Consider the following 20,776-nt stretch of genomic DNA (forward strand, 5'->3'; position numbering starts at 1 on the left):
GATCGGTCGTTCAGGGCACTTCCGGGCACTGCTGAGGGGCGTACGCCGTGGTCATCCTGTTCGTGCTGGCCGGTCTCGCCGCGCTCGCGGTCCTCGCCGCCATGCAGTGGTACGCGTGGCGCCGGCTGGTGCGGGACACGACCGCCCGTCCCGGGTTCGTCCGGCGGGCGGGCGCGGTGGTCTTCGTGGCGGGGCCTCTGCTGATGTTCGCGGCCGTCGGGAGTGAGCGTCTTGGGGCGCCGTTCTGGCTGCAGAAGGTGCTTGCCTGGCCGGGCTTCATGTGGATGGCGCTGTCGATCTATCTGGTGCTCGCGCTTCTGGTGGGAGAGCTCGTACATCCCTTCCTCCTGAGGCGGCGGTCGAAAGCGGCCTCTACGGAGGGCATCGGTCCGGCGGAAGAGCACGGCACTCCGGCGGTGGACACGGCCCCGGAGCGGAGCGCCGCCTCGCAGGAAGTACCGGCAGAACAAGCCGGTCCCTCGCGCCCCCGAGCCACCCCCTCGCGCCGCCTCTTCGTCTCCCGGATCGTCGGCGGGAGCGCCGCGGCCGTCGCCGTCGGAACGGTCGGTTACGGAACCTACGGCGTCCTGCGCGGCCCCCGCGTGAAGCGTGTCACCGTGCCGCTGGCCAAGCTCCCGCGCGGGGCGCACGGGTTCAGGATCGCCGTGGTCAGCGACATCCACCTGGGGCCTGTTCTCGGCCGCGGCTTCACCCGGCGCGTGGTCGACACGATCAACGGAACGCAGCCCGACCTCATCGCGGTCGTCGGTGACCTCGTCGACGGCAGTGTCGAGGACCTCGGGCCCGCCGCAGCCCCGCTCGCGCAGCTCCGCGCGCGGCATGGGACGTACTTCGTGACCGGCAACCACGAGTACTTCTCGGGAGCCGGGCAGTGGGTCGATCACGTACGCGAACTCGGCCTTCGCCCGCTGGAGAACGCCCGTACGGAACTGCCCGGCTTCGACCTCGCGGGTGTGGACGACGTGGCGGGCGAGAGCGAGGGGCACGGCCCCGACTTCGCCAAGGCGCTGGGCGACCGGGACCGCTCGCGGGCCGCCGTGCTCCTGGCCCACCAGCCGGTGGTCATCCACGACGCCGTCAAGCACGGCGTCGACCTCCAGCTCTCCGGGCACACCCACGGCGGGCAGCTGTGGCCGGGCAATCTCATCGCCGACCTGGCCAACCCGACGCTGGCCGGACTTGAGCGGTACGGCGACACCCAGCTGTATGTGACGCGGGGCGCGGGGGCCTGGGGACCGCCGGTGCGGGTCGGGGCGCCGTCCGACATCACGGTCGTCGAACTGGCGTCCCGACAGGTGTAACTGTGTGTCGATGGGCAGCATCAAGTGTGGGAAGTGTGTGCGGTTCTCGGCGCTTTGGTGGCCATGGGGGGAAGAGGATTGTTGCGACGTCATACTTTCCGGCTGCCACCGCATCCGGCGTCCGTCTCGCTCGCCAGGCTTCGCGTCCGCGATCATCTGGCGGCGTGGGGGCACGGGAAGGAGAGCCGGGCACTGCATGACGTCGTGCTCCTCGTCTCGGAGCTGGTGACGAACGCCGTCTGCCACGGCCTGGTCCTTGAGCGGGAGTTCGAGGTGGCGGTCACGGTGCTCGCCGACGGTGACTGCTTCATAGAGGTCTCCGACGAGAGCCTGGCCTCCCCGGAGCTGCGCGAGACGGACCCCTGGGAGGAGAGCGGCCGCGGCCTGCGGCTGCTCGACACACTCTCCGAGGCGTGGGGCGTCTGGCAACGCGGACGGCACGGGAAGACGGTGTGGGCACTGGTGCGGGGGTGAGGGAGGCCCACCCGGCGGGGGAGAGCCACCCGGCGAGGGCGCCCGCCCCCAAAGGCCCGAGGGACCTCAATTCGCCCTTTGCGCAGGCAATGTGACCGTCACCGTGAGCCCCGACCCCGGTGCCGTGTCCACCCCCACCTCGCCCCCGTGTGCCGCTACGACCCCCTGCACGATCGCCATGCCGAGCCCGCTGCCCGCGCCGCCGCCCGCCCGGAAGAAGCGGTCGAACACCCGTGTGGCGTCCTCCTCCGGGAGGCCGGGGCCCTCGTCGGCGACACGTAGCCGTACCACCCCGTCCTCCCGCTCCACGCCCAGCGTGACCGGCGCATCGGCGGGTGTGTGGACGCGTACGTTGGCCAGGAGATTGCCAAGCACCTGGCGCAGCCCCGACTCGTCGGCCCGCACCAGCACCGATCCGTCGGCGCGGACCGTGAGCGGGCGCTGGGGCTCCTGCGCACGCAGATCCTCGGCGGCATCCCGTACAAGGCGGCTCAAGTCGACGCTCTTGAGGCTCAGTTCCGGCTGCTGGTCCAGGCGGGCCAGGGTCAGCAGCTCGTCGACGAGGTGTCCCATGCGGTCGGTCTCCGAGAGAACGCGGCTCCACGCGCGCGTGCGTTCCGCCGGATCGCGGAGCATCCCCTTGCCGTACAGCTGGAGGTAGCCGCGGATCGCCGACAAGGGCGTACGCAGCTCGTGCGAGGCATCGGCGACGAAGCGGCGCAGCTGTGCCGAGCTGCGCTCGCGGGTCTCGAAGGCGGATTCGACCTGGTGGAGCATGGAGTTGAGGGCGAGGCGCAGCTGCTCGGTCTCCATGGCCGGGGCGCGGCTGGAGGGCACGCGCCGGGTCAGGTCGCCGTCGGCGATCGCGGACGCGGTCTCGACCATGTCCTCCAGGGGGCGGAGCCGGTGGTGCGCGGAGACCATGGTCAGGACGGCGAGCAGCCCCAGCAGGACCACTCCCAGGGCGGCGTCGAGCTTGAGCGCCTTCCTGATGCCCGACTGCACGTCCGCCGTGGAGGAGGCCATCAGGATCGTCGTGCCGTCGTCGAGCCGCGCGCCCACCATGCGGTGGGAGTCGCCGTCCACCGTGACGCCCTGCGGCTGGGACTCGGCGGCGACCGCCGCGGGGTCGTCGACGGCGGCGGCCAGGGAACGCTGGCGCGGGGTCGGTGCGAGCGCGCCGACGGCGACGGGCTCGCCCTTCTTGTCGACCGCCACGAACATCGTGTCCCTGCGCGGGAGCGCGCCGGCACTCCCCTTGCCGCCGGGCGAGAGCTTGTCGAGCGCGATGCCCAGTTCGCTGAGCCGCTCGATCTCCTTCATGGTGAGCCCGGCGCTCAGCAGCGAGTCGCGCGACTGCGCCAGCTCGGCGTCCACGTTGTCCAGCAGGTAGTGGCGCATGCCCATGATGCTCACGCCGGTCGCCACGGCGATGCCGAGGGCAAGCAGCGCCACGTTCACCCAGGTGAGCTTGGCGCGCAGCGAACTCATCCCGCGGTGTCCACGCTTCGTCCCGCGGTACGCCCGCCTCATGCGAGGCCGTATCCGACACCCCGCCGGGTCGTGATCACCGGCGGGCCCAGCGCGTCCAGCTTGCGCCGCAGATAGCTGATGTAGGTCTCCACGACGGTCGACTCGGCCGTGTGCTCGTACTGCCAGACATGGCGAAGGAGCTGCTCCTTGGGCACGACACGGCCGCCGTTGCGCACCAGGAAGCGCAGCAGGGCGTACTCGGTGGGCGTGAGCTGCGCCGTGCGGTCCGCGCGGCGCACCACGTACGTCATCTCGTCCAGTTCGAGGTCTCCGTAGCGCAGCGGTGGGCGCTGGGGGAGTACGTCACCGGCCCTTGTGCGGCGCAGGACCGCGCCGATCCTGGCGATGACCTCGTCGATGTTGAACGGCTTGGTGATGTAGTCGTCGCCGAAGCCGAGCGCGCCCACGATCTCCGCGGGCGCGTCCCGCGCGGTCAGGAAGAGCAGCGCCAAATCGGGCCGCCGGGACCGCAGTTCCCTCGCCAGGGCGCGCCCGTCGCCGTCCGGCAGCATCACGTCCAGGAGCGCCACATCGGGCCGTGTGCGCCCGGAGAGCGCGAGGGCCTCGCGCACGGTGCCCGCCACCATCACGTCGAAGTGGTGGTAGCGCAGGGCGATGGCGAGCACGTCGGCGATGCTCGGCTCGTCCTCGACGACGAGGACGGTGGCACCGGGGCTCTGTGGCGCCGGCGCTGCGACATCTGTTCCCTGCTGGCCTTCGGCGTGGCTCATGCCCCCAGTATCGGCGCCGGCGTTGTACGAAGACCCGGTCGGCGTCTTGGAGTTGCTTGAGAATCATGGCCGTGCCGCACCGGGGGGACGCCGCGCCGCCGATGCTGAGCCTCCTGAAGCACGGACCCGGGGGACCTGACGACGCGGAGGAGGAGCGAATCGTGACGGCATTGGCGCGGTGGTGCTATCGGCACCGTCTGGTGGTCCTTGTGCTGTGGGTGGGGGCGCTGTTCGGTCTGGGGGCGGCGGGGACCTCCGCGGGCACCGACTACTCGAATGTGTTCTCCCTGCCGGACACGGATTCCAAGCGTGCGTACGACCTGATGACGAAGGCCTTCCCGGAGCGCTCCGGAGACACCGACACGGTCGTCTGGCGCGTCGACGAAGGAGCTACGGCCCGTGACGACGGCGTACGTTCCCGGATCGAACCCGCGCTGAAGGAGATCGCCGGCATGAAGGGCGTCGGCGAGGTCGCGAGTCCGTACGCGTCCAAGGAGACGGGCGCGGCCCAGATCAGCCGGAACGGCCGTATCGCCTACGCCCAGGTGACCTTCAACGAGCAGGCGGACGCCGTCCCCAAGGCCCTGGTCGAGGACGTCGTGGACACCGCCCGGAGCGCCGCGCGCGACGGCCTCCAGGTCGAGCTGGGCGGCCAGGCGATCACCCGCACCCAGGAACCGCCCACCGGCACCTCCGAGCTGGTCGGCATCGCCGCCGCGGCCGTCGTCCTCTTCCTGGCCTTCGGCTCGCTCTTCGCGATGGTCCTGCCGATCGTCATCGCGGTCTTCGGAGTGGGCCTCGGCATGCTGTCCACGATGCTGCTGAGCCACGTCACCGACATCCCCGAAGTGGCCCCGCTGCTCGGCTCGCTGATCGGCCTCGGCGTCGGCATCGACTACGCGCTCTTCATCGTCACCCGGCACCGGCGCGGCATCCTGCGCGGCCTGGAGCCCGAGGCGTCCGCCGTGCGGGCCCTGAACACCTCGGGCCGCGCGGTGCTCTTCGCGGGCGGCACGGTGTGCATCGCGCTCGCCGGGATGCTGGTGATGAACATGCGCTTCCTGGACGGCGTGGTCATCGCGGCCTCCCTGACGGTGATCCTGAGCGTCCTCGCGGCCGTCACCCTGCTGCCCTCGCTCCTCGGGCTGCTCGGCCCCCGCGTGCTCAGCCGCAGGCAGCGGCGCCGACTGGCCGCCGATGGGCCCGAGCCCGCCGAGGCGAGCGGGCTCGCGGCGCGCTGGTCCTCGTACGTCCAAAAGCGTCCGCGCTCGATCGCGGCACTCGCCTTCGTGGTGATGGCGTTCCTCGCCCTGCCGCTGCTCTCCCTGCGGCTCGGCGCGACCGACCAGGGCAACCACCAGGAGTCGACGACGACCCGGCAGGCGTACGACATGCTCGCCGAGGGATTTGGTCCGGGCTTCAACGGCCCACTGCAAGTAGTGGCCGAAGAGACCGACACCCAAGGCCTGGTGGCGTCCATTCGTGAGATGGAGGGCGTGGCGCAGGTGGCGGCGGCCCCGCCGTCGGACGGCATTTCCGTGATCAACGTGGTGCCGACCACGTCCCCTCAGTCCGAGGAGACGGACCAGCTCATCGACCGGCTACGGGGAGAGGTGATTCCGGAAGCCGGGGTCGAGGCCCATGTGGGTGGCGTCACCGCCGTCTTCAAGGACTTCGCCGCGGTGACGGGCGACCGGCTGCCCTACTTCGTGGGAGCCATCATCGCGCTCGGCTTCCTTCTGCTGCTGGTCGCGTTCCGCTCGCTTGTGGTGCCGCTGACGGCGGCCCTGATGAACCTGATCGCGGCGGCGGCGTCCTTCGGCGTACTGGTGGCGGTCTTCCAGTGGGGCTGGGGCACGGAGCTCCTGGGCGTCGGCAAGGAGGGCCCGATCACCGCGTTCCTGCCCGTCATCATGCTGTCGCTGCTCTTCGGGCTCTCGATGGACTACCAGGTGTTCCTGGTGAGCCGCATGCACGAGGAATGGGTGCACACGAAGGACAACGCGCGGGCGGTCCGCGTCGGCCTCGCCGAGACGAGCCGGGTCATCAACTGCGCGGCCCTGATCATGATCTGCGTCTTCTCCGCGTTCGTCCTGAGCGGCGACATGGAGGGCGCGATGGCGGGCATCGGCCTGGCGGCGGCGGTCGCCCTGGACGCGTTCATCCTGCGCACGGCCCTCGTCCCGGCGGCGATGCATCTGCTCGGCCGCTCCAACTGGTGGCTCCCCGCAGGCCTGGAGAAGCGCCTCCCGCACCTGGCGGTGGAGCCGCGGGAAGCGCCGCGGGAAGCGCCGCGGGCAACGGCACCCGTGCCTCACGCGCGCGTACCCGAGTCGTACGAATCCGGCGTCGCCTCCGTAGTGCACGGTTTCATCCGCACCACGGAGGGCGACCCGGTGGAGGGCGCGACCCTGACGCTCCTCTCCAAGGGGGGCCGCCAACTGGACCGTGTGTCGTCGCTGGCCGACGGCTCGTACATCGTCGCGGCCCCGTCGGCGGGCGCGTACCTGCTGGCGGCCACGGCCCCCGGCCACGCGTCCCGCGCCCGGCACGTCATGGTCATGGACGAGCCGCTCGTGTACGACGTGGAGCTGGCGAGGGGCGAGGCGGACGCGGTCAATTCCGACCGGGGATGACGACGGTCAGATCCCCGTCCGGACCCTCGGCAGCCCGGTCACGGACATCACCAGTGAGTACAGCGAGGTCGTTGCCGCGATGAAGAGGCGGTTGTTCTTCGGACCCCCGAAGGTGATGTTGGCGACGGCCTCGGGGACGGTGATCCGCCCGATGAGGGTGCCGTCGGGGTCGTAGCAGTGCACCCCGTCGTGGAGGGCGGCCGCCCACAGCCGCCCTTCGTCGTCGAAGCGGATGTTGTCGAAGCCGGAGTCCTTCGACTCGGCGAAGATCTCGCCGTCCGAGAGCGTTCCGTCCTCGCGTACGTCGAAGACGCGAATCTGAGCGGCGCGGGAGTCCGACACGTACAACTGCCGCTCGTCGGGCGAGAAGACGAGCCCGTTCGGCCCTTCGAATCCGTCCGCGACCAGCCGCACCGCTCCCGTCGCCGGGTCGATCCGGTAGACGTTGCAGCCGCCGATCTCGCCGGGGGCGCGATGCCCTTCGTAGTCACTGGTGATCCCGAAGTCCGGGTCGGAAAACCAAACCGACCCGTCGGAGCGGACCACGGCGTCGTTCGGGCTGTTGAACCGCTTGCCCTCGAAGCGGTCGGCCAGGACGGTGACGCGGCCGTCGTGTTCGGTACGGGTGACGCGCCGGTTGCCCTGCTCACAGCAGATCAACCGGCCTTCGCGGTCCAGGGTGTTGCCGTTGACGTGCCCGGCGTTCGAACGGAAGACACCGACGGTGCCGGTCGCCTCGTCCCAGCGCAGCAGCCGGTCGTTGGGGATGTCGCTCCAGATGAGCTGCCGCCAGGCGGGCAGATAGAGCGGCCCCTCGGCCCACCGGCAGTCGTCGTGCAGCACTTCCAGCTTGCTGTCCCCGTTGGCGCACCGTCCGGTGCGGAAGCGCTCGTCCAGGACTTCGTACGACGTAGGGAACTTCTGGGTAGGCATGGTGGCCCCTGTCTCACGTGCGGGTGAATCACCTTCGGCGGCAAGACGATATTGCAGCATCGCGGCTCAGGCGGCGGTGTCGCTGGGGACGTTCTTCGAGAGGCCGGTCTCCCCAGGATCCGACTGACGCCCGCCGTCGCCCAGCCCGAACCGGCGCACTCCCGGCACCGCCGCCGTCCCGGCGCAGGCGACTCCCACCACGACCGCCGCGACCCACAGCGGCGTCGCCGTGCCCCACGCGTCCGCCGCGAGCGGTCCAAGGACGTACGCCACGGGCATCGCGGCCAGCGACAGCAGCCAGTCGTACGAGGTGACGCGGGCCAGCACGCCGGACGGTATCGCCGCTTGGACCGAGGTCTCCCAGATGGGGCCCAGGAAGCCGAGTCCGGCCTGGGCGAGGCCGTACGCGGCGATCACGGCGGGCGCCGGGGCCTCGGCGGCCAGCAGGGCCAGAGGGAGGGCATACGTGGCGAGACCCAGGTTGGCCACAAGCACCGGACGCTTCGGCCTGGCGCGCCCGGCGAGCAGAGAGCCGGCAAGGAGGCCGACGGCGCCCGCCTGGAGGATCGCGATCCAGGCGCCTTCCCCGCCCAACTCCTCCACGGCGAGGACGGGTCCGAGCGTCATGAGGACGGCGGCGGCGCCGTTCCACGCGGAGTGTGCGATGAGGCTGGTCCAGTACCAGTCGCGGCTCCGCACCTCGTGCCAGCCCTCGACGAGGTCCTTGCGCAGGGAACGGCGGGCGGCGGGTTCTTCGCCGGTGCGGTGCACGCGGACCGCCGAGAGGAGACACGCGCTGACGGCGAAGGAGACGCCGTCGAGGACGAACGCCCAGCCGGGCCCCGCGACCAGGATCAGCAGCCCGGCGAGCGCGGGGCCACCGACGCGGGCGCCGCTGTTGACCACGCCCAGGACGGCGTTGGCCGCGTGCCGGTCCTTCGCGGTGACCGTCCCGGCGATGAGCGGTGAGAGCGTCGGCATGGCGAACGCGGAGGCGGCACCGCCGACTGCTTCGGCGAGGGCGATGTGCCACAACTGTGGATCACCGCCGAGGAGTTGAACGCCCACGAAGAGCTGTGCCGCACACCGCACCAGGTCGGCGGTGAGGGCCACGGTGCGGGCGTTGAACCGGTCGCCCACGACACCGCCGAGCGGCAGCAACAGCAACTTCGTCCCTATCGCGCAGCCGAGTACGAGCGCGAGCGCGGAGGGGGAGTCGGTGGCGCGGAGCACGGCGAGGATGAGGGCGGCGGGGATGACGGCGTCGCCGATGAGGGAGAGGGAGCGGCCGAGGAAGAACAGCCGGAAGGAGCGGTTGCGCAGGAGGGGGTGCGACATGAGGGGAGGGTATTTCGTTCCCGAACTATTCGCTACCGAAATATCAGGGCCCGAAGCACACGGAAGTAGGCTGCTGAACATGGCGAAGAAGAGCGACAACGGGGGCAACGGGGACGGCGGGGACGGCGGGGACGGCGGTGGCGTCAGTGGGCCGTTGCGAGACTGGACGGACGGCCACGTAGAGCAGTGGCAACCGGTGCTGCCCGGCCTCGACCCCGACATCGAGGGTGCGGTGACCCGCATGAAGAAACTGACGGTCCACCTGCGCCGGCTCCGCGAGCAGTCCCTGGCCGACTTCGACCTGGAACGCCAAGAGTTCGACACCCTCCACAAGCTGGCGGGCCGCGGCGGTCGCGCGACCCCCTCCGAGCTGGCCGGGGACCTGGACCTGGCCCCCGCCTCCGTGACGGGCCGCCTGGACGGCCTGGAGCGCCGAGACCTGATCCGCCGCACACCGTCCAAGGCTGACCGCCGCAGGGTCGACGTGGAGCTGACGAAGTCGGGCAGGTCCATCTGGCTGGGCGCGATGGACGTACTGGGCCACGAGGAGTACCGCCTGCTGGGAGTGCTCTCGCGGGAGGAGCGGGCTCAGCTGTCGGACATGCTGCGCCGCGTCATGATGGTGGCGGAGGAGGGTGGCGGGGCGCGCTGGACCTGACGCGCGCCCTACCGGGCCTGCTAACTCCGGGCCAACTCGGGCCGCTTGCGGTAGTCGGTGAACCCCACGACGTTCCCCCACGGATCGGCGACCTCGACGGTCCACCCGGTGGCCACGGAGGAGGGCGGCGCGAGAGCCTCGATCCCGGCGGCCTCCAACGCCCGCCCGGCAGCGCGGGCGTCCCCCACCTCGAGCCACACCCGGGGCGTGGCCCAGGCGGAGGGCCGATGCTCGACCCCTTCTTCCACCCGCAACAAAATGCCGGGCGTCTCCTTGCCCACCTTCAGAATCGCGAGCCCGATCTCGTCGATCCGGTGCGCCACGGGAAACCCGGCGCGCTCGTAGAACGTGACGGCCTCCTCGAGGTCGCCGACGGGAAAGAGGACGTTGTCGAAGCCGAGGAGCTCGGTCGGCTGGTCAACGGATTGACGCACGGGCTGGTCAACCGACAGGCCGACCGACTGGTTGTCTGACATTTCGTCAGGGTAAGACGGCGCGACCGCACCGACCGCAGGCGCGCATGAACGACGCCGCGGAGGACCACTTCTTCGGCCGTCTGGGGGCGTGAGTTGCAAGAAAATCCCAGGGACACGCCAATTCACCGGGTGTGCCGCGGAAGTTTTCTGCAACTCGCGATACGCCGGTCTCGGTCTCGGACTCAGCGGTTGATCGACTGGATCTCCTGGACGTCGATGTCCTGCGTCCCGTCGAAGGTGCCGTTCGGCAGGTCGCCGCCGGTGTTGCCGGAGCCCTCCCACGTGATCTCCCAGGTGATGGAGGCCTTCATCTGGAACGGCTTGCCGCCGGTGGAGCGGAGGTAGGCGATGCCGCACGGCGGGTCCTCCTTGGAGGAACCCTTCGTGTATGGGGTGCCGATGCTGCCGTCGTCGTTGACCTTGCACTCGCCCGAGGCGGGGAACGTCGTCGCGTCCGCGGTGCCGGGCTCCAGGTGGAGACTGACCGGCTTGGCCGTGGTCTCTGCCCACAGGCCCGTACCGGGCAGCTCGGCGCGGACCTTGACGTCCTCGAAGGTGCCCTTGTCCAGCCAGACCCAGGTGGGCAGGTTCACCGTCGACTTGCCTTCCGGCTTCAGCTCGACCTTGGTGTCGGGGACCTTGATCTTGTCGTACGCGTACGAGGCGAGGACCTTGGGTGTAGGCGCGTTGGCGATCTTCGGGAGGGTACCGGCGTCCTGCCAGAAGAGGATCTCCTCGCAGTCGTACGCCCCCGGATCGTCCTCCATGTCCGGGTTGACGACACCGCGCCAGAACTTGCCGTCCTTGTCGAGGTTGAAGTTCTTGTAGCTCTTGATGCCGTCGCTCGGCGACTTGCCCTTCTCGAAGGTGTCCACCATCAACTGCTCGCCCCAGCTGAGCGAGGGAGTGACCGGCACCAGGTTCTCGTTGGGCGTCTTCTTGAGCTGGTCCGTCGCGGCCTTCACCTGCTCGGACGTCGCCACGGGCTCGTACCAGCAGGCCGGGGGCTTCCAGTTCGGGTCCACCGGCGCGAGCCCCTTGGCGGGGGAGCCGCCCTTGCCACCGCTGACCTGGTTGACCGTGATGCTCGTGGTGCCGACCCCGGCGTTCAGGGTGTTGTTGTCAGCGCCACCCGAAGGCCCCGGCGGATTCTGGTGGTTCTTGTCCCCGATGGCGTACGCCGCCGCTGAGGAGAAGCCCAGAGCGAGCGCCGTGGCGAGCAGCAGGACACCCGCCTTCGCGGTGGTACGCATTACTTGCACCCGCCCGGGACGGTCTCCAGGGAGACGGTCTGCCACACGCCCTGCTTGGACTTGGTGAGCCTGGCCCGGTACTGCAGCACCGAGTCGGGAGTGTCGGGGGTGGCCGTTACCTTCTTCGTCTTGAGGTTCTTCGTGGACGCCTTGCGTTCGTCGACGCAGTAGAAGAACACGGCCGTGTCCTTGCCGCTGACGTTCACCTTCGGGTTGTAAGCCTTGACCTCACCGATCAGGCTGTCGTCGGTCTCGGTGAAGCCCTTGATCCACTTTCGGGCCGTGGTGAGAGAGGTGCCCGAGTCGTAGAACGCCACCGCGTTTGAATCGGGGTTCCCCTCGATGATCGCCGCGTACTTCGCCCGAAGCTCCTCCTTGCCGTCGTCCAGGACCCCCTGGGCCTTCGGGTCACTGTTCGTCCAGCCCGCGAAGTTCGCCTGGAACTCGGCCGGGAGCTTGATCTCAGGCCGCTTCGCCCCACCAGGCCTCGCCGACGCGCTCGCCGAAGCCTTCGAGCCCCCGTCACCTGCCCCCTCGATCTTGTCGGAGGAGGAGTCACCGCCGCCGCCACCCGAGCCACAGGCGGTCAACAGCAGGGCCGCGGACGCAGTCAACGCGGCCGTAACGAGCCGGATGGGGCGGTTCACTCTGGACTCTCCCGTGGGGTGGCGAGGCGGTTACACAAGCGAACACACGCTATCTGTGCGGGCCCTGGGAACGCACATGGGCCCCGCTCCTCAAAGGAGCGGGGCCCACGTCAACGTACAGACGAAAGAGAAATCAGAAGCGCCGAGTAATCAACGCCCGCTTCACTTCCTGGATCGCCTTCGTGACCTCGATGCCACGCGGGCACGCGTCCGTGCAGTTGAACGTCGTGCGGCAGCGCCACACTCCGTCCTTGTCGTTCAGGATCTCCAGGCGCTGCTCGCCCGCCTCGTCACGCGAATCGAAGATGAAGCGGTGCGCGTTGACGATCGCGGCCGGGCCGAAGTACTGGCCGTCGTTCCAGAAGACCGGGCACGACGACGTGCAGGCTGCGCACAGGATGCACTTCGTCGTGTCGTCGAAGCGTTCGCGGTCCTCCGGCGACTGGAGGCGTTCGCGCGTCGGCTCGTTGCCCTTGGTCACCAGGAACGGCATGACGTCGCGGTACGCCTGGAAGAACGGGTCCATGTCCACGACCAGGTCCTTCAGGACCGTCAGACCCTTGATCGCCTCGACCGTGATCGGCTTGGACGGGTTGATGTCCTTGATCAGGGTCTTGCAGGCCAGACGGTTGCGGCCGTTGATGCGCATGGCATCCGAGCCGCAGATCCCGTGGGCGCAGGAGCGACGGAACGTCAGCGTTCCGTCCATGTCCCACTTGATCTTGTGGAGGGCGTCGAGGACACGCTCCTTGGGGTCGATCTCCAGCTCGAAGTCTTCCCACGTCGCGTCCGCCGAGATCTCCGGGTTGAAGCGGCGGATGCGGAAGGTGACCGTGATGTACGGGGAGTCGGCGAAGCCGGCCTCGGGCTTGGCGTCTTCCTTGTCGAGGGTCGGGGTTGCCATCAGTACTTACGCTCCATCGGCTGGTAGCGGGTCTGGACGACAGGCTTGTAGTCGAGGCGGATCGACTCGGCGCCGTCGTCGCCGACCTCGCGGTACGCCATGGTGTGGCGCATGAAGTTGACGTCGTCGCGGTTGGGGAAGTCCTCACGGTAGTGACCGCCGCGCGACTCCTTGCGGGCCAGGGCCGACTGCGCCATGACCTCGGCCAGGTCGAGCAGGTTGCCCAGCTCGATGGCCTCGAGAAGGTCGGTGTTGAAGCGCTTGCCCTTGTCCTGGATCGAGACGTTGAGGTAGCGCTCGCGGAGCTCCGCGATCTTCTCCACCGCCGTCTTGATCGTCTGCTCCGTACGGAACACCATGACGTTGGCGTCCATGGTCTCCTGCAGCTCCTTGCGGAGCTCGGCGACCCGCTCGTTGCCCGTGGCGTCGCGCAGGCGCTCGACCTGGGCGACGACGAGCTCCTCGGCGTTCTCGGGGAGTTCGACGAAGTCGTTCTTCGCCGAGTACTCCGCGGCAGCGACGCCCGCGCGCTTGCCGAAGACGTTGATGTCCAGGAGCGAGTTGGTGCCCAGGCGGTTGGCGCCGTGGACCGACACGCAGGCCACCTCGCCCGCCGCGTACAGGCCCGGGACGACCGTGGTGTTGTCCGCGAGGACCTCACCCTGGACGTTCGTCGGGATGCCGCCCATGGCGTAGTGCGCGGTCGGCTGGATCGGGATCGGGTCCGTGTAGGGCTCGATGCCGAGGTACGTACGCGCGAACTCCGTGATGTCCGGGAGCTTCGCGTCCAGCTGCTCCGGCGGGAGGTGCGTGAGGTCGAGGTAGACGTGGTCGCCCTCGGGACCGCAGCCGCGGCCCTCACGGATCTCCGTGTAGATGGAGCGCGAGACCACGTCTCGGGACGCGAGGTCCTTCATCACCGGCGCGTACTTCTCCATGAAGCGCTCGCCGTCCTTGTTACGGAGGATGCCGCCCTCACCACGGGCGCCTTCCGTAAGAAGGATGCCCATACGCCAGATGCCGGTCGGGTGGAACTGGAAGAACTCCATGTCCTCCAGCGGCAGCCCGCGGCGGTAGCAGGCCGCCTGGCCGTCGCCCGTCAGCGTGTGCGCGTTCGACGTCACCTTGAAGAACTTGCCGGTGCCGCCGGAGGCGTAGATGACCGACTTGGCCTGGAAGATGTGGATCTCGCCGGTGGCCAGCTCGTACGCGACGACGCCGGCGGAGCGCTTGACGCCGTCGACCTCGACGATGATCTGGTCGAGGACGTAGAACTCGTTGAAGAACTCCACGCCCTCCTTGATGCAGTTCTGGTACAGCGTCTGGAGGATCATGTGGCCGGTGCGGTCGCCCGAGTAGCAGGCACGGCGGACGGGGGCCTCACCGTGGTTGCGGGAGTGACCGCCGAAACGGCGCTGGTCGATCTCACCCTTGGGCGTACGGCCGAACGGCAGACCCATCTTCTCCAGGTCGAGGACCGCGTCGATGGCCTCCTTCGCCAGGATCTCGGCGGCGTCCTGGTCGACCAGGTAGTCGCCGCCCTTGATCGTGTCGAAGGTATGCCACTCCCAGTTGTCCTCTTCCACGTTGGCGAGCGCGGCGGCCATGCCGCCCTGCGCCGCGCCGGTGTGGGAGCGGGTCGGGTAGAGCTTCGTCAGGACCGCGGTGCGGCTGCGCTTCGTCGACTCGATGGCCGCGCGCATGCCCGCGCCACCGGCGCCGACGATGACAGTGTCGTACTTGTGAATCTTCACTGGGTTCGCCTCGGCTTTAGCGGATGTTCGGGTCGAAGGTGAAGATCACCAGCGTGCCCAGAAGGATGGTGAACACCGTGGCGGTGTACAGCAGGCCCTTGAGCCACAGGCGCGTGTTGGCGCGCTCCGCGTAGTCGTTGATGACCGTGCGCAGGCCGTTGGCCCCGTGCAGCATCGCGAGCCACAGCATCAGCAGGTCCCAGACCTGCCAGAACGGCGAGGCCCAGCGGCCGGCGACGAACGCGAAGCCGATCTTGCTCACGCCGCCGTCGAGCACCAGCTGGATCAGCAGGTGGCCGAGGACCAGGACGACCAGGACGACGCCGGACAGGCGCATGAAGAGCCATGCGGCCATCTCGAAGTTGCCGCGGGTCGAGCGCGGGGTCTTGGAGGTGCGCTTGCGCGGCGCCTCGATGAGGGGGGCCGGGTTGTCGACGTCGTAGAGCGAGGCGCCTTCGACGGGACCCACCGCGGACTTGTCGAGCGTGGTGTCGGACATGTCTGGCGTCAGCTCCCGAAGACTTCGCGGACGGCGTGGCCGAGGACCGGGTAGAGCGCCCCCACCATCAGGACGAGCCAGATGCCGACGACGGTCCAGAGCATCTGCTTCTGGAAGCGCGGGCCCTTCGACCAGAAGTCGACGGCGATGACACGCAGGCCGTTCAGCGCGTGGAAGAGGATGGCGGCGACCAGGCCGTACTCAAGGAGTGCGACGAGGGGGGTCTTGTAGGTGCTGACGACATCGTCGTACGCCTCCGGGGAGACGCGGACGAGAGCGGTGTCCAGCACATGCACGAACAGGAAGAAGAAGATGAGGACGCCGGTGACTCGGTGAGCCACCCAGGACCACATTCCTTCCCGGCCGCGGTACAGCGTTCCAGCCGGCACGGCAGAACCCTCCGGGAGCGGGGATTGGGGCCAGCCGGCTTGGGTGGTCGGACGGGCCCGGCCGGGTACGGTCCACCGGCCGCTCGTCATCGTATCGACGAGTTGTCGGTTCGCTCGCGCGGGGTAGCCAGGTGTGATCAAACAGGCAATCAAACAGGCACGTACGGGCTATTCAGGTCGTGCACGAGCCGGGTGAGTCGCCCCCGGGCCAGTTTGCGCATTTCCTCGGCCGCAAGCACCCGCTCCTCGTCCGGGTCGTTGGCGAGCCGGGCCCGGATCCCGGCGAGCAGATGGTCCAGCGCCTCGCCGGGCGGGACGTCGTCCAGGCAGATCACGAAGACGTGACCGAACCGGCTTTCGTACGCGGCGTGCGCGGCCCGCAGGGCGGTGTGGGCGGCGCTGTAGGTCCCCTGCCGGGGGAGGGCCGGCCGCAGAGGTTCGCAGGCCAGGGCCTCGGCGAGGTCCGCGGGCGGCAGGTCGTACGCCGCTTCGTCGGACGCGGCGAGCAGGGCGTCCAGGTCGGGATAGGGCCGGTGGGCGACCAGGCGGCGGGCCCAGGCGTGGCTGCCGCAGCAGGTCAGCAGCACGGCTTCGGCCGCGCCGGGCTCTGCGGTGTTCAGTTGCTCCGGGGCGCGATTCGGCTCCGCCGGGGGGCTGGGTGAACTGTGCGGGGGCAGCGGAGGCTCCTGGGCAGGGGGCAGCGATGAGGGGGAGTGGGGAATGTGTCGTAACGCTAGCGAGGAGTGGTGAGGAGTGTCTGACGGACGCGTGAATTTTCACCCGGATGGGAGAGTTTCGCTTCGCGTGGTGGACGTGACGGCTGGGGGGTCGGTCTTACCGTGGCCCGATGACTGCTGCCTCGTGCTGTCCACCGGTAAGGGTTACCTGTGCCGCCGCCTCGCGGCGGATGTCTCCCGCTCACCCACCCGTTCACCCGGCGGCACCCGACGCGTCCCAGGGCGGCAATCGATGATCCGCCGGAATCTCGCCCTCGCCTCCGCGGCCGTCGTCGTCGGGGCCGTCGCCCTCACCGTGGCCGTCTGGCCCGACGGCGGGGACGGGGCGTCCTCGTCCAGTGCGGCGCCCACGTCGCCCACCGGCAGCAAGTCCGCCGCCCCGACCCCCGCGAAGTCCTACCCCCTGTCCAAGCCCCCCGCCACCATCCCCGCCGTACGCGAGCACACAGCGGCGCGCGGGCCGGGATGGAAGCCCTCCGGCGGCGGGCGCGTCGTCGTCAACGACGGCGAGCTCGCGGACGAGGGAAAGCTGCTCGCCGGTGAGTTGAAACTCACATACGCCGGTGACGCCCACGCCCGTAAGGGTGACGTGGAGCTCGTGCTCGAACCCGACGACGCCGACGCCTCCGAGGGGCGGGACGAGTCGTACGCCCTCTCCGTGAAGGGGCAGCGGGTGAAGATCACCGCCCCCGAGGAGGCGGGCGTCTTCTACGGGACGCGCACGCTGAAGCAGGAGGTGCACGGCGGCGGGACCGCGCCCGAGGGCGTCGTGCGTGACAAGCCCGCCAAGCCGCAGCGCGGATTCATGATCGACATCGCGCGCAAGCACTTCGACGCGGCGTGGATCGAGGACCGTATCCGGGAGATCGGCGACCTCAAGTACAACCAGCTGGGCCTGCACTTCTCCGACGACCAGAGCTTCCGCATCGAGTCGGACTCGCACCCCGAGATCGTCTCGCGCGACCATCTGTCCAAGGCGCAGGTCCGCCGCATCCTCAAGCTCGCCGCCGGCCGGCACATCACGGTGGTGCCCGAGATCGACTCGCCGGGCCACCTCGGCGCGGTCATCGCCGCCCACCCCGACCTGCAACTCCGCGACACCCGTGGGGTCGCCGCGCGCGGCGCCGTCGACATCTCCAAGCCGCAGGCGGCCGAGATCGTCGACGATCTCCTGGAGGAGTACGCGGACCTCTTCCCCGGCCGCTACTGGCACCTCGGCGCCGACGAGTACCAAGCCCTCACGGTCGCCGACCCGGAGGCCTCGTATCCGCGGCTGGCTTCCGCGGCCCGCGAGAAGTACGGGTCCGGCGCCCGCGTCCAGGACCTGGCGACCGGCTGGCTCAACGACCGGGCCGAGACCATGCGCCCCTACGAGCGTCAGCTCAAGGCCTGGAACGACGGGTTCTTCCGCGGCGGCGTCGAGAAGGCCGACGAGGACCTCGAAGTCGCGTACTGGACGGGCAAGGAGATCGGTGCGCGCGAGCCCGTCGAGTATCTGAAGGAGGGCAGGAAGCTCGTCAACTACAACGACGAGTACCTCTACTACGTCCTCGGCCAGCCCAACACCTTCCGCTATCCGACCGGGCAGCGGATCTACGAGGAGTGGACCCCGCGCGTCATCCGCGGGACGAAGCCGGTGGACGCGAAGTACGACGACCAGATCCGCGGCGGGACCTTCGCCGTCTGGTGCGACCTGGCGGGCTCGCAGACGCAGGAGCAGGTGGCGCGGGGGATCCGGATGCCGCTGCGGGCGACGGTCCAGAAGCTGTGGGACGCGCGCGAACCGGCTCTGCCCTGGGCTGAATTCGTCAAGCGGGCAGAACAAGTGGGTTAGGTCGGATCACCGCCTGAAGGGATCCGTTTTCGGCTTTTTGGTGGCGAACTTGCTTACGCTTGTGGTGTATTCGGCCAAAGCCGGTCGCAGCCGTCGAGCGCGATGAGCAGAGTCGATTACACGGGGGGACGCGAGCATGGGCTACTGGGGTTACTACGTCGTGGGCAGAAGCGAGCAGTCGCTCGACGAGCTCTCGGCGGTGGAGGGGGTGCGGAGCGAGCTCAGTCTGCTCGTACGACGTGACGACGGCTGGCAGGTGTGGGAGGTGCCGGGCGGTGACGGCGCGCGTGATGTCGGCAGCATGAACACGCTGGCGATGGAGACGGGTTCGCCCGCCCTCTTCGGCTACGTCATGGACAGCGACTGCGTGGTCGTCGAGGCGGCGGCGCCGGAGAGCGGGGCATGGACGACCTGCCTCGCCCGGGACGCGATGGCCGGGTACCTCGGCGATGACGGCCTGAGCCTTGACGACTACTTCCTCGAACCGCGCGACGCGGCGAGCAGAGCGGTGACCTGGGCGGCGGAGTCGGGCAAGGCCGTGCCCGCGGGGCCGCTCCTGGACGTCCTGAACGCCGCGGCGGAGCCCTCGGCGGAGCAGCTCTTCTTCCGCTTCCTCGACCGGCTCGGCGTGGTGCCGCAGTGATGCGGTGCTCATCCCGGGTGGCTTGATGTGCTGCCCTGCGTGGCTTGATGTGACGTTCCCGGGGGTCCGCACGCAGTAGAGGTCGTGCAGAGTCCGCAACGGGAGGCGTACATCATGGGCGGCCCGAGTCTGGTCGAGTTGATCGCTGAGGCCGACGAGAGGGGTCTGGCGGCGAGCGGCCTCGCCTGCCTTGACCGGTGCGTGCCGCTCCTGGGCGGCGGCGACGAGGTGCTGCGGCCGTTGTGGCGGAGCCTCGCGGAGGGCGGGCCCTGGGACACGGCTCTCGCGGAGGCCCGCCTCGCGCTGGGCGGTGCGGACGTCCTGGAGGAGTCCGCAGGGAGCGAGGCCGCCGTCCTCGCCTATCGAATGCTCGGCGCTGTGCCCTCCGCGCGTTCCGCCGCCGAGCTGCGGGAGTGGGCCGATGCCTGCTCCGTCGCCGCGCTGCAGGTCCACCGGCTGCTGGACACCGCGCCTGACGGCGGCTCCGGGGCGTCGTCCCTGAGCGCGCGGCGTGAGGGGCGTACGGAGGGCATGTCGCCGCTGGTCGCGGCCGAACTGCGGCGGCAGGTGCGGATCCTGGAGCTCCTCGCGGGCCCGGGCTCCGGGGCGAACTCCGGGGCGGGCGCGGGCGCGCTGCGGCCGGTGCTGGATGTGTCGACCGAGGGGCGGCGCGTGCTGCGGGCCGTGGTTTCGCGCAGGGAGCGGGGGCGGGTGTAGGGATCCTGCCCCGCGATCCCCGCCCGGAGTCATGCCCGTGAAAACCGGTTGCCCGTGACCCGGCGGTGCGGACTAGGTTCCCCATATGGCCGAAGTTCAGGGCACATACGATGATCTGTTCGCGGCGGTTCCCGGCGCGCTGAAGGCGTTGCTCGACTCCGGAGACGTGGGGGTATCGGCGGCCGTCTTCGTGGACGGTGAGCCGGTGGTGGACGTGTGGGGCGGGTTCGCCGACGCGGAGCGCACGAACCGCTGGCAGCGGGACACCATCGCCAACACCTGGTCCGTCACCAAGACGATGACGGCGCTGTGCGCGCTGATCCTGGCCGACCGCGGTGAACTCGACCTGGACGCTCCGGTCGCCCACTACTGGCCGGAGTTCGCAGCCGAGGGCAAGGAGAAGGTGCTGGTCCGGCACGTGCTCGCGCATACCGCCGGGCTGCCCGACTGGGTGGGGCCGGTCGAGGAGCTCTACGACTGGTCGTCCGCCACGGCGCGGCTGGCCGCACAGACCGCGCGGTGGGAGGCCGGCACCGCTGCCGGATACCACTCGCTCACCCAGGGGTTCCTCGTCGGGGAGGTCGTGCGCCGGGTCACCGGACGCAGCCTGGGCCGGTTCTTCGCCGACGAGGTGGCGGGGCCGCTGGGCGCGGACTTCCACATCGGCCTCGACGGCGAACACGACTCCCGGGTCGCGCTCACCGTCCCGCCGCCGACACTCGACGAGGACTACGCGGCGAGCGCGCCCGGCGGGGCGGCGGAAGTCCCCACCACCGCGACCGCGATACGGATCCGTGACGGCAACAGCGTGGCCTGGCGTCGCGCGGAGATCCCCGCGGCGAGCGGATTCGGCAACGCCCGCTCGGTCGCCCTGGCGCAGTCGGCCCTTGCGTGCGGTGGAGCGGTGCGCGGGGTGCGGCTGCTGTCGCCGGAGGGCTGCGATCGCGCGAGGGAGGAGCAGTTCAGCGGCGACGACCGCCTCCTTGGCATGCCGGTGCGCTACGGCATGGGCTACGGCCTCTTCGGCGACACCTGTGGGTGGGGCGGCTGGGGCGGTTCCATGGTCGTGATCGATCCCGGAGCCCGTATGACGGTGGCGTTCGTGACGAACCAGATGCGTGGCCCCGAGAGCGAAACCCGCGGCCTCGAAGTCGTCATGGCCGCCTATGACGGGCTCCAGGGCCTGCGCGCGACCTGACGCACAGGGGCGGTTCGACGTGGTGGCCGGCACCCTGCATTGGGACTGAGATGACGAGTACTGACACCGCTTCGCGAAAACTGCGGGTGCGCGACGGGTT

At 69.8% G+C, this 20,776-nt stretch carries 20 protein-coding genes; 8 read left to right on the plus strand and 12 right to left on the minus strand.

The window, feature by feature from the left end:
• The first annotated feature begins 47 nt into the window (after positions 1-47).
• Both ACGFX9_RS20380 and ACGFX9_RS20385 read left to right on the plus strand, forming a co-directional pair.
• The gene (locus ACGFX9_RS20380; protein WP_393473445.1) at positions 48-1,322 is read left to right on the plus strand and encodes a metallophosphoesterase; all 1,275 of its coding nucleotides are present in this window, start codon (positions 48-50) and stop codon (positions 1,320-1,322) included.
• Between the two features lie 78 nt (positions 1,323-1,400).
• Positions 1,401-1,796, plus strand: a complete 396-nt coding sequence (locus ACGFX9_RS20385) for an ATP-binding protein (RefSeq protein ID WP_393473448.1) — start codon at positions 1,401-1,403, stop codon at positions 1,794-1,796.
• 66 nt (positions 1,797-1,862) lie between these two features.
• Here the strand turns inward: ACGFX9_RS20385 and ACGFX9_RS20390 are convergent, their stop codons facing one another.
• Both ACGFX9_RS20390 and ACGFX9_RS20395 read right to left on the minus strand, forming a co-directional pair.
• Complete coding sequence (locus tag ACGFX9_RS20390; RefSeq protein ID WP_393473451.1) at positions 1,863-3,287, minus strand: ATP-binding protein; 1,425 nt, start codon at positions 3,285-3,287, stop codon at positions 1,863-1,865.
• Positions 3,288-3,325: 38 nt separating this feature from the next.
• The gene (locus ACGFX9_RS20395) at positions 3,326-4,060 is read right to left on the minus strand and encodes a response regulator transcription factor (protein ID WP_393473453.1); all 735 of its coding nucleotides are present in this window, start codon (positions 4,058-4,060) and stop codon (positions 3,326-3,328) included.
• 170 nt (positions 4,061-4,230) lie between these two features.
• On the opposite strand from ACGFX9_RS20395, the gene ACGFX9_RS20400 reads away from it, so the two are divergent.
• Positions 4,231-6,696 carry an MMPL family transporter gene (locus ACGFX9_RS20400; RefSeq protein WP_393473995.1) on the plus strand — a complete coding sequence of 822 codons (2,466 nt, stop codon included), beginning with the start codon at positions 4,231-4,233 and terminating at the stop codon, positions 6,694-6,696.
• Positions 6,697-6,702: 6 nt separating this feature from the next.
• Here ACGFX9_RS20400 and ACGFX9_RS20405 read toward each other — a convergent pair whose 3' ends face one another.
• Together ACGFX9_RS20405 and ACGFX9_RS20410 are read right to left on the minus strand one after the other, a co-directional pair.
• On the minus strand, positions 6,703-7,629 hold the full coding sequence (locus tag ACGFX9_RS20405; RefSeq protein ID WP_393473456.1) for an SMP-30/gluconolactonase/LRE family protein: 927 nt from the start codon (positions 7,627-7,629) through the stop codon (positions 6,703-6,705).
• A 66-nt stretch (positions 7,630-7,695) separates the two neighbouring features.
• Positions 7,696-8,967 carry an MFS transporter gene (locus ACGFX9_RS20410; protein ID WP_393473459.1) on the minus strand — a complete coding sequence of 424 codons (1,272 nt, stop codon included), beginning with the start codon at positions 8,965-8,967 and terminating at the stop codon, positions 7,696-7,698.
• Positions 8,968-9,046: 79 nt separating this feature from the next.
• On the opposite strand from ACGFX9_RS20410, the gene ACGFX9_RS20415 reads away from it, so the two are divergent.
• Positions 9,047-9,625 carry a MarR family winged helix-turn-helix transcriptional regulator gene (locus ACGFX9_RS20415; RefSeq protein ID WP_393473462.1) on the plus strand — a complete coding sequence of 193 codons (579 nt, stop codon included), beginning with the start codon at positions 9,047-9,049 and terminating at the stop codon, positions 9,623-9,625.
• Positions 9,626-9,645: 20 nt separating this feature from the next.
• Here ACGFX9_RS20415 and ACGFX9_RS20420 read toward each other — a convergent pair whose 3' ends face one another.
• From ACGFX9_RS20420 to ACGFX9_RS20455, 8 genes are all read right to left on the minus strand, one after another.
• Positions 9,646-10,101 carry a VOC family protein gene (locus tag ACGFX9_RS20420; protein WP_393473464.1) on the minus strand — a complete coding sequence of 152 codons (456 nt, stop codon included), beginning with the start codon at positions 10,099-10,101 and terminating at the stop codon, positions 9,646-9,648.
• A 182-nt stretch (positions 10,102-10,283) separates the two neighbouring features.
• Positions 10,284-11,354 (minus strand): hypothetical protein, encoded by a 1,071-nt coding sequence (locus ACGFX9_RS20425; RefSeq protein ID WP_393473467.1) that lies wholly within the window; start codon positions 11,352-11,354, stop codon positions 10,284-10,286.
• On the minus strand, positions 11,354-12,001 hold the full coding sequence (locus ACGFX9_RS20430; RefSeq protein ID WP_393473469.1) for a hypothetical protein: 648 nt from the start codon (positions 11,999-12,001) through the stop codon (positions 11,354-11,356). Before ACGFX9_RS20430 ends, ACGFX9_RS20425 begins: the two co-directional genes overlap by 1 nt.
• A 133-nt stretch (positions 12,002-12,134) precedes the next feature.
• Positions 12,135-12,905 (minus strand): succinate dehydrogenase iron-sulfur subunit, encoded by a 771-nt coding sequence (locus tag ACGFX9_RS20435; protein WP_393473472.1) that lies wholly within the window; start codon positions 12,903-12,905, stop codon positions 12,135-12,137.
• A complete protein-coding gene (sdhA, locus tag ACGFX9_RS20440) occupies positions 12,905-14,659 on the minus strand; it encodes a succinate dehydrogenase flavoprotein subunit (protein WP_393473474.1) in 1,755 nt (584 codons plus the stop codon). Before sdhA ends, ACGFX9_RS20435 begins: the two co-directional genes overlap by 1 nt.
• 16 nt (positions 14,660-14,675) lie before the next feature.
• On the minus strand, positions 14,676-15,158 hold the full coding sequence (locus ACGFX9_RS20445) for a succinate dehydrogenase hydrophobic membrane anchor subunit (protein WP_393473477.1): 483 nt from the start codon (positions 15,156-15,158) through the stop codon (positions 14,676-14,678).
• Between the two features lie 8 nt (positions 15,159-15,166).
• Positions 15,167-15,547, minus strand: a complete 381-nt coding sequence (gene sdhC / locus ACGFX9_RS20450; RefSeq protein ID WP_393473480.1) for a succinate dehydrogenase, cytochrome b556 subunit — start codon at positions 15,545-15,547, stop codon at positions 15,167-15,169.
• 149 nt (positions 15,548-15,696) lie between these two features.
• The gene (locus ACGFX9_RS20455) at positions 15,697-16,269 is read right to left on the minus strand and encodes a 2-oxo-4-hydroxy-4-carboxy-5-ureidoimidazoline decarboxylase (protein ID WP_393473999.1); all 573 of its coding nucleotides are present in this window, start codon (positions 16,267-16,269) and stop codon (positions 15,697-15,699) included.
• 247 nt (positions 16,270-16,516) lie between these two features.
• Here ACGFX9_RS20455 and ACGFX9_RS20460 point away from each other — a divergent pair, with 247 nt between their 5' ends.
• The 4 genes from ACGFX9_RS20460 (at position 16,517) to ACGFX9_RS20475 (ending at position 20,676) form a co-directional block, all read left to right on the plus strand.
• The gene (locus ACGFX9_RS20460; protein ID WP_393473482.1) at positions 16,517-18,118 is read left to right on the plus strand and encodes a glycoside hydrolase family 20 protein; all 1,602 of its coding nucleotides are present in this window, start codon (positions 16,517-16,519) and stop codon (positions 18,116-18,118) included.
• Positions 18,119-18,254: 136 nt separating this feature from the next.
• Positions 18,255-18,761 carry a hypothetical protein gene (locus tag ACGFX9_RS20465; RefSeq protein ID WP_393473485.1) on the plus strand — a complete coding sequence of 169 codons (507 nt, stop codon included), beginning with the start codon at positions 18,255-18,257 and terminating at the stop codon, positions 18,759-18,761.
• Positions 18,762-18,875: 114 nt separating this feature from the next.
• Positions 18,876-19,478, plus strand: coding sequence for a hypothetical protein (locus ACGFX9_RS20470; protein ID WP_393474002.1), 603 nt, complete (start codon positions 18,876-18,878; stop codon positions 19,476-19,478).
• An 85-nt stretch (positions 19,479-19,563) separates the two neighbouring features.
• On the plus strand, positions 19,564-20,676 hold the full coding sequence (locus tag ACGFX9_RS20475) for a serine hydrolase domain-containing protein (RefSeq protein WP_393473487.1): 1,113 nt from the start codon (positions 19,564-19,566) through the stop codon (positions 20,674-20,676).
• Positions 20,677-20,776 lie beyond the last annotated feature (100 nt).

Origin of the sequence: Streptomyces sp. NPDC048436 (genome assembly GCF_043200355.1) — a bacterium.
Taxonomy (GTDB): domain Bacteria; phylum Actinomycetota; class Actinomycetes; order Streptomycetales; family Streptomycetaceae; genus Streptomyces.

What these genes read in the sequence shown, in the direction of transcription:
- ACGFX9_RS20475 (WP_393473487.1), top strand. Translation starts at nt 19,564, where the DNA reads ATGGCCGAAGTTCAGGGCACATACGATGATCTGTTCGCGGCGGTTCCC.
- ACGFX9_RS20390 (WP_393473451.1), bottom strand. Translation starts at nt 3,287, where the DNA reads ATGAGTTCGCTGCGCGCCAAGCTCACCTGGGTGAACGTGGCGCTGCTT.
- ACGFX9_RS20410 (WP_393473459.1), bottom strand. Translation starts at nt 8,967, where the DNA reads ATGTCGCACCCCCTCCTGCGCAACCGCTCCTTCCGGCTGTTCTTCCTC.
- ACGFX9_RS20395 (WP_393473453.1), bottom strand. Translation starts at nt 4,060, where the DNA reads ATGAGCCACGCCGAAGGCCAGCAGGGAACAGATGTCGCAGCGCCGGCG.
- ACGFX9_RS20425 (WP_393473467.1), bottom strand. Translation starts at nt 11,354, where the DNA reads ATGCGTACCACCGCGAAGGCGGGTGTCCTGCTGCTCGCCACGGCGCTC.
- ACGFX9_RS20470 (WP_393474002.1), top strand. Translation starts at nt 18,876, where the DNA reads ATGGGCGGCCCGAGTCTGGTCGAGTTGATCGCTGAGGCCGACGAGAGG.
- ACGFX9_RS20415 (WP_393473462.1), top strand. Translation starts at nt 9,047, where the DNA reads ATGGCGAAGAAGAGCGACAACGGGGGCAACGGGGACGGCGGGGACGGC.
- ACGFX9_RS20465 (WP_393473485.1), top strand. Translation starts at nt 18,255, where the DNA reads ATGGGCTACTGGGGTTACTACGTCGTGGGCAGAAGCGAGCAGTCGCTC.
- ACGFX9_RS20420 (WP_393473464.1), bottom strand. Translation starts at nt 10,101, where the DNA reads ATGTCAGACAACCAGTCGGTCGGCCTGTCGGTTGACCAGCCCGTGCGT.
- ACGFX9_RS20445 (WP_393473477.1), bottom strand. Translation starts at nt 15,158, where the DNA reads ATGTCCGACACCACGCTCGACAAGTCCGCGGTGGGTCCCGTCGAAGGC.
- ACGFX9_RS20435 (WP_393473472.1), bottom strand. Translation starts at nt 12,905, where the DNA reads ATGGCAACCCCGACCCTCGACAAGGAAGACGCCAAGCCCGAGGCCGGC.
- ACGFX9_RS20405 (WP_393473456.1), bottom strand. Translation starts at nt 7,629, where the DNA reads ATGCCTACCCAGAAGTTCCCTACGTCGTACGAAGTCCTGGACGAGCGC.
- ACGFX9_RS20460 (WP_393473482.1), top strand. Translation starts at nt 16,517, where the DNA reads ATGATCCGCCGGAATCTCGCCCTCGCCTCCGCGGCCGTCGTCGTCGGG.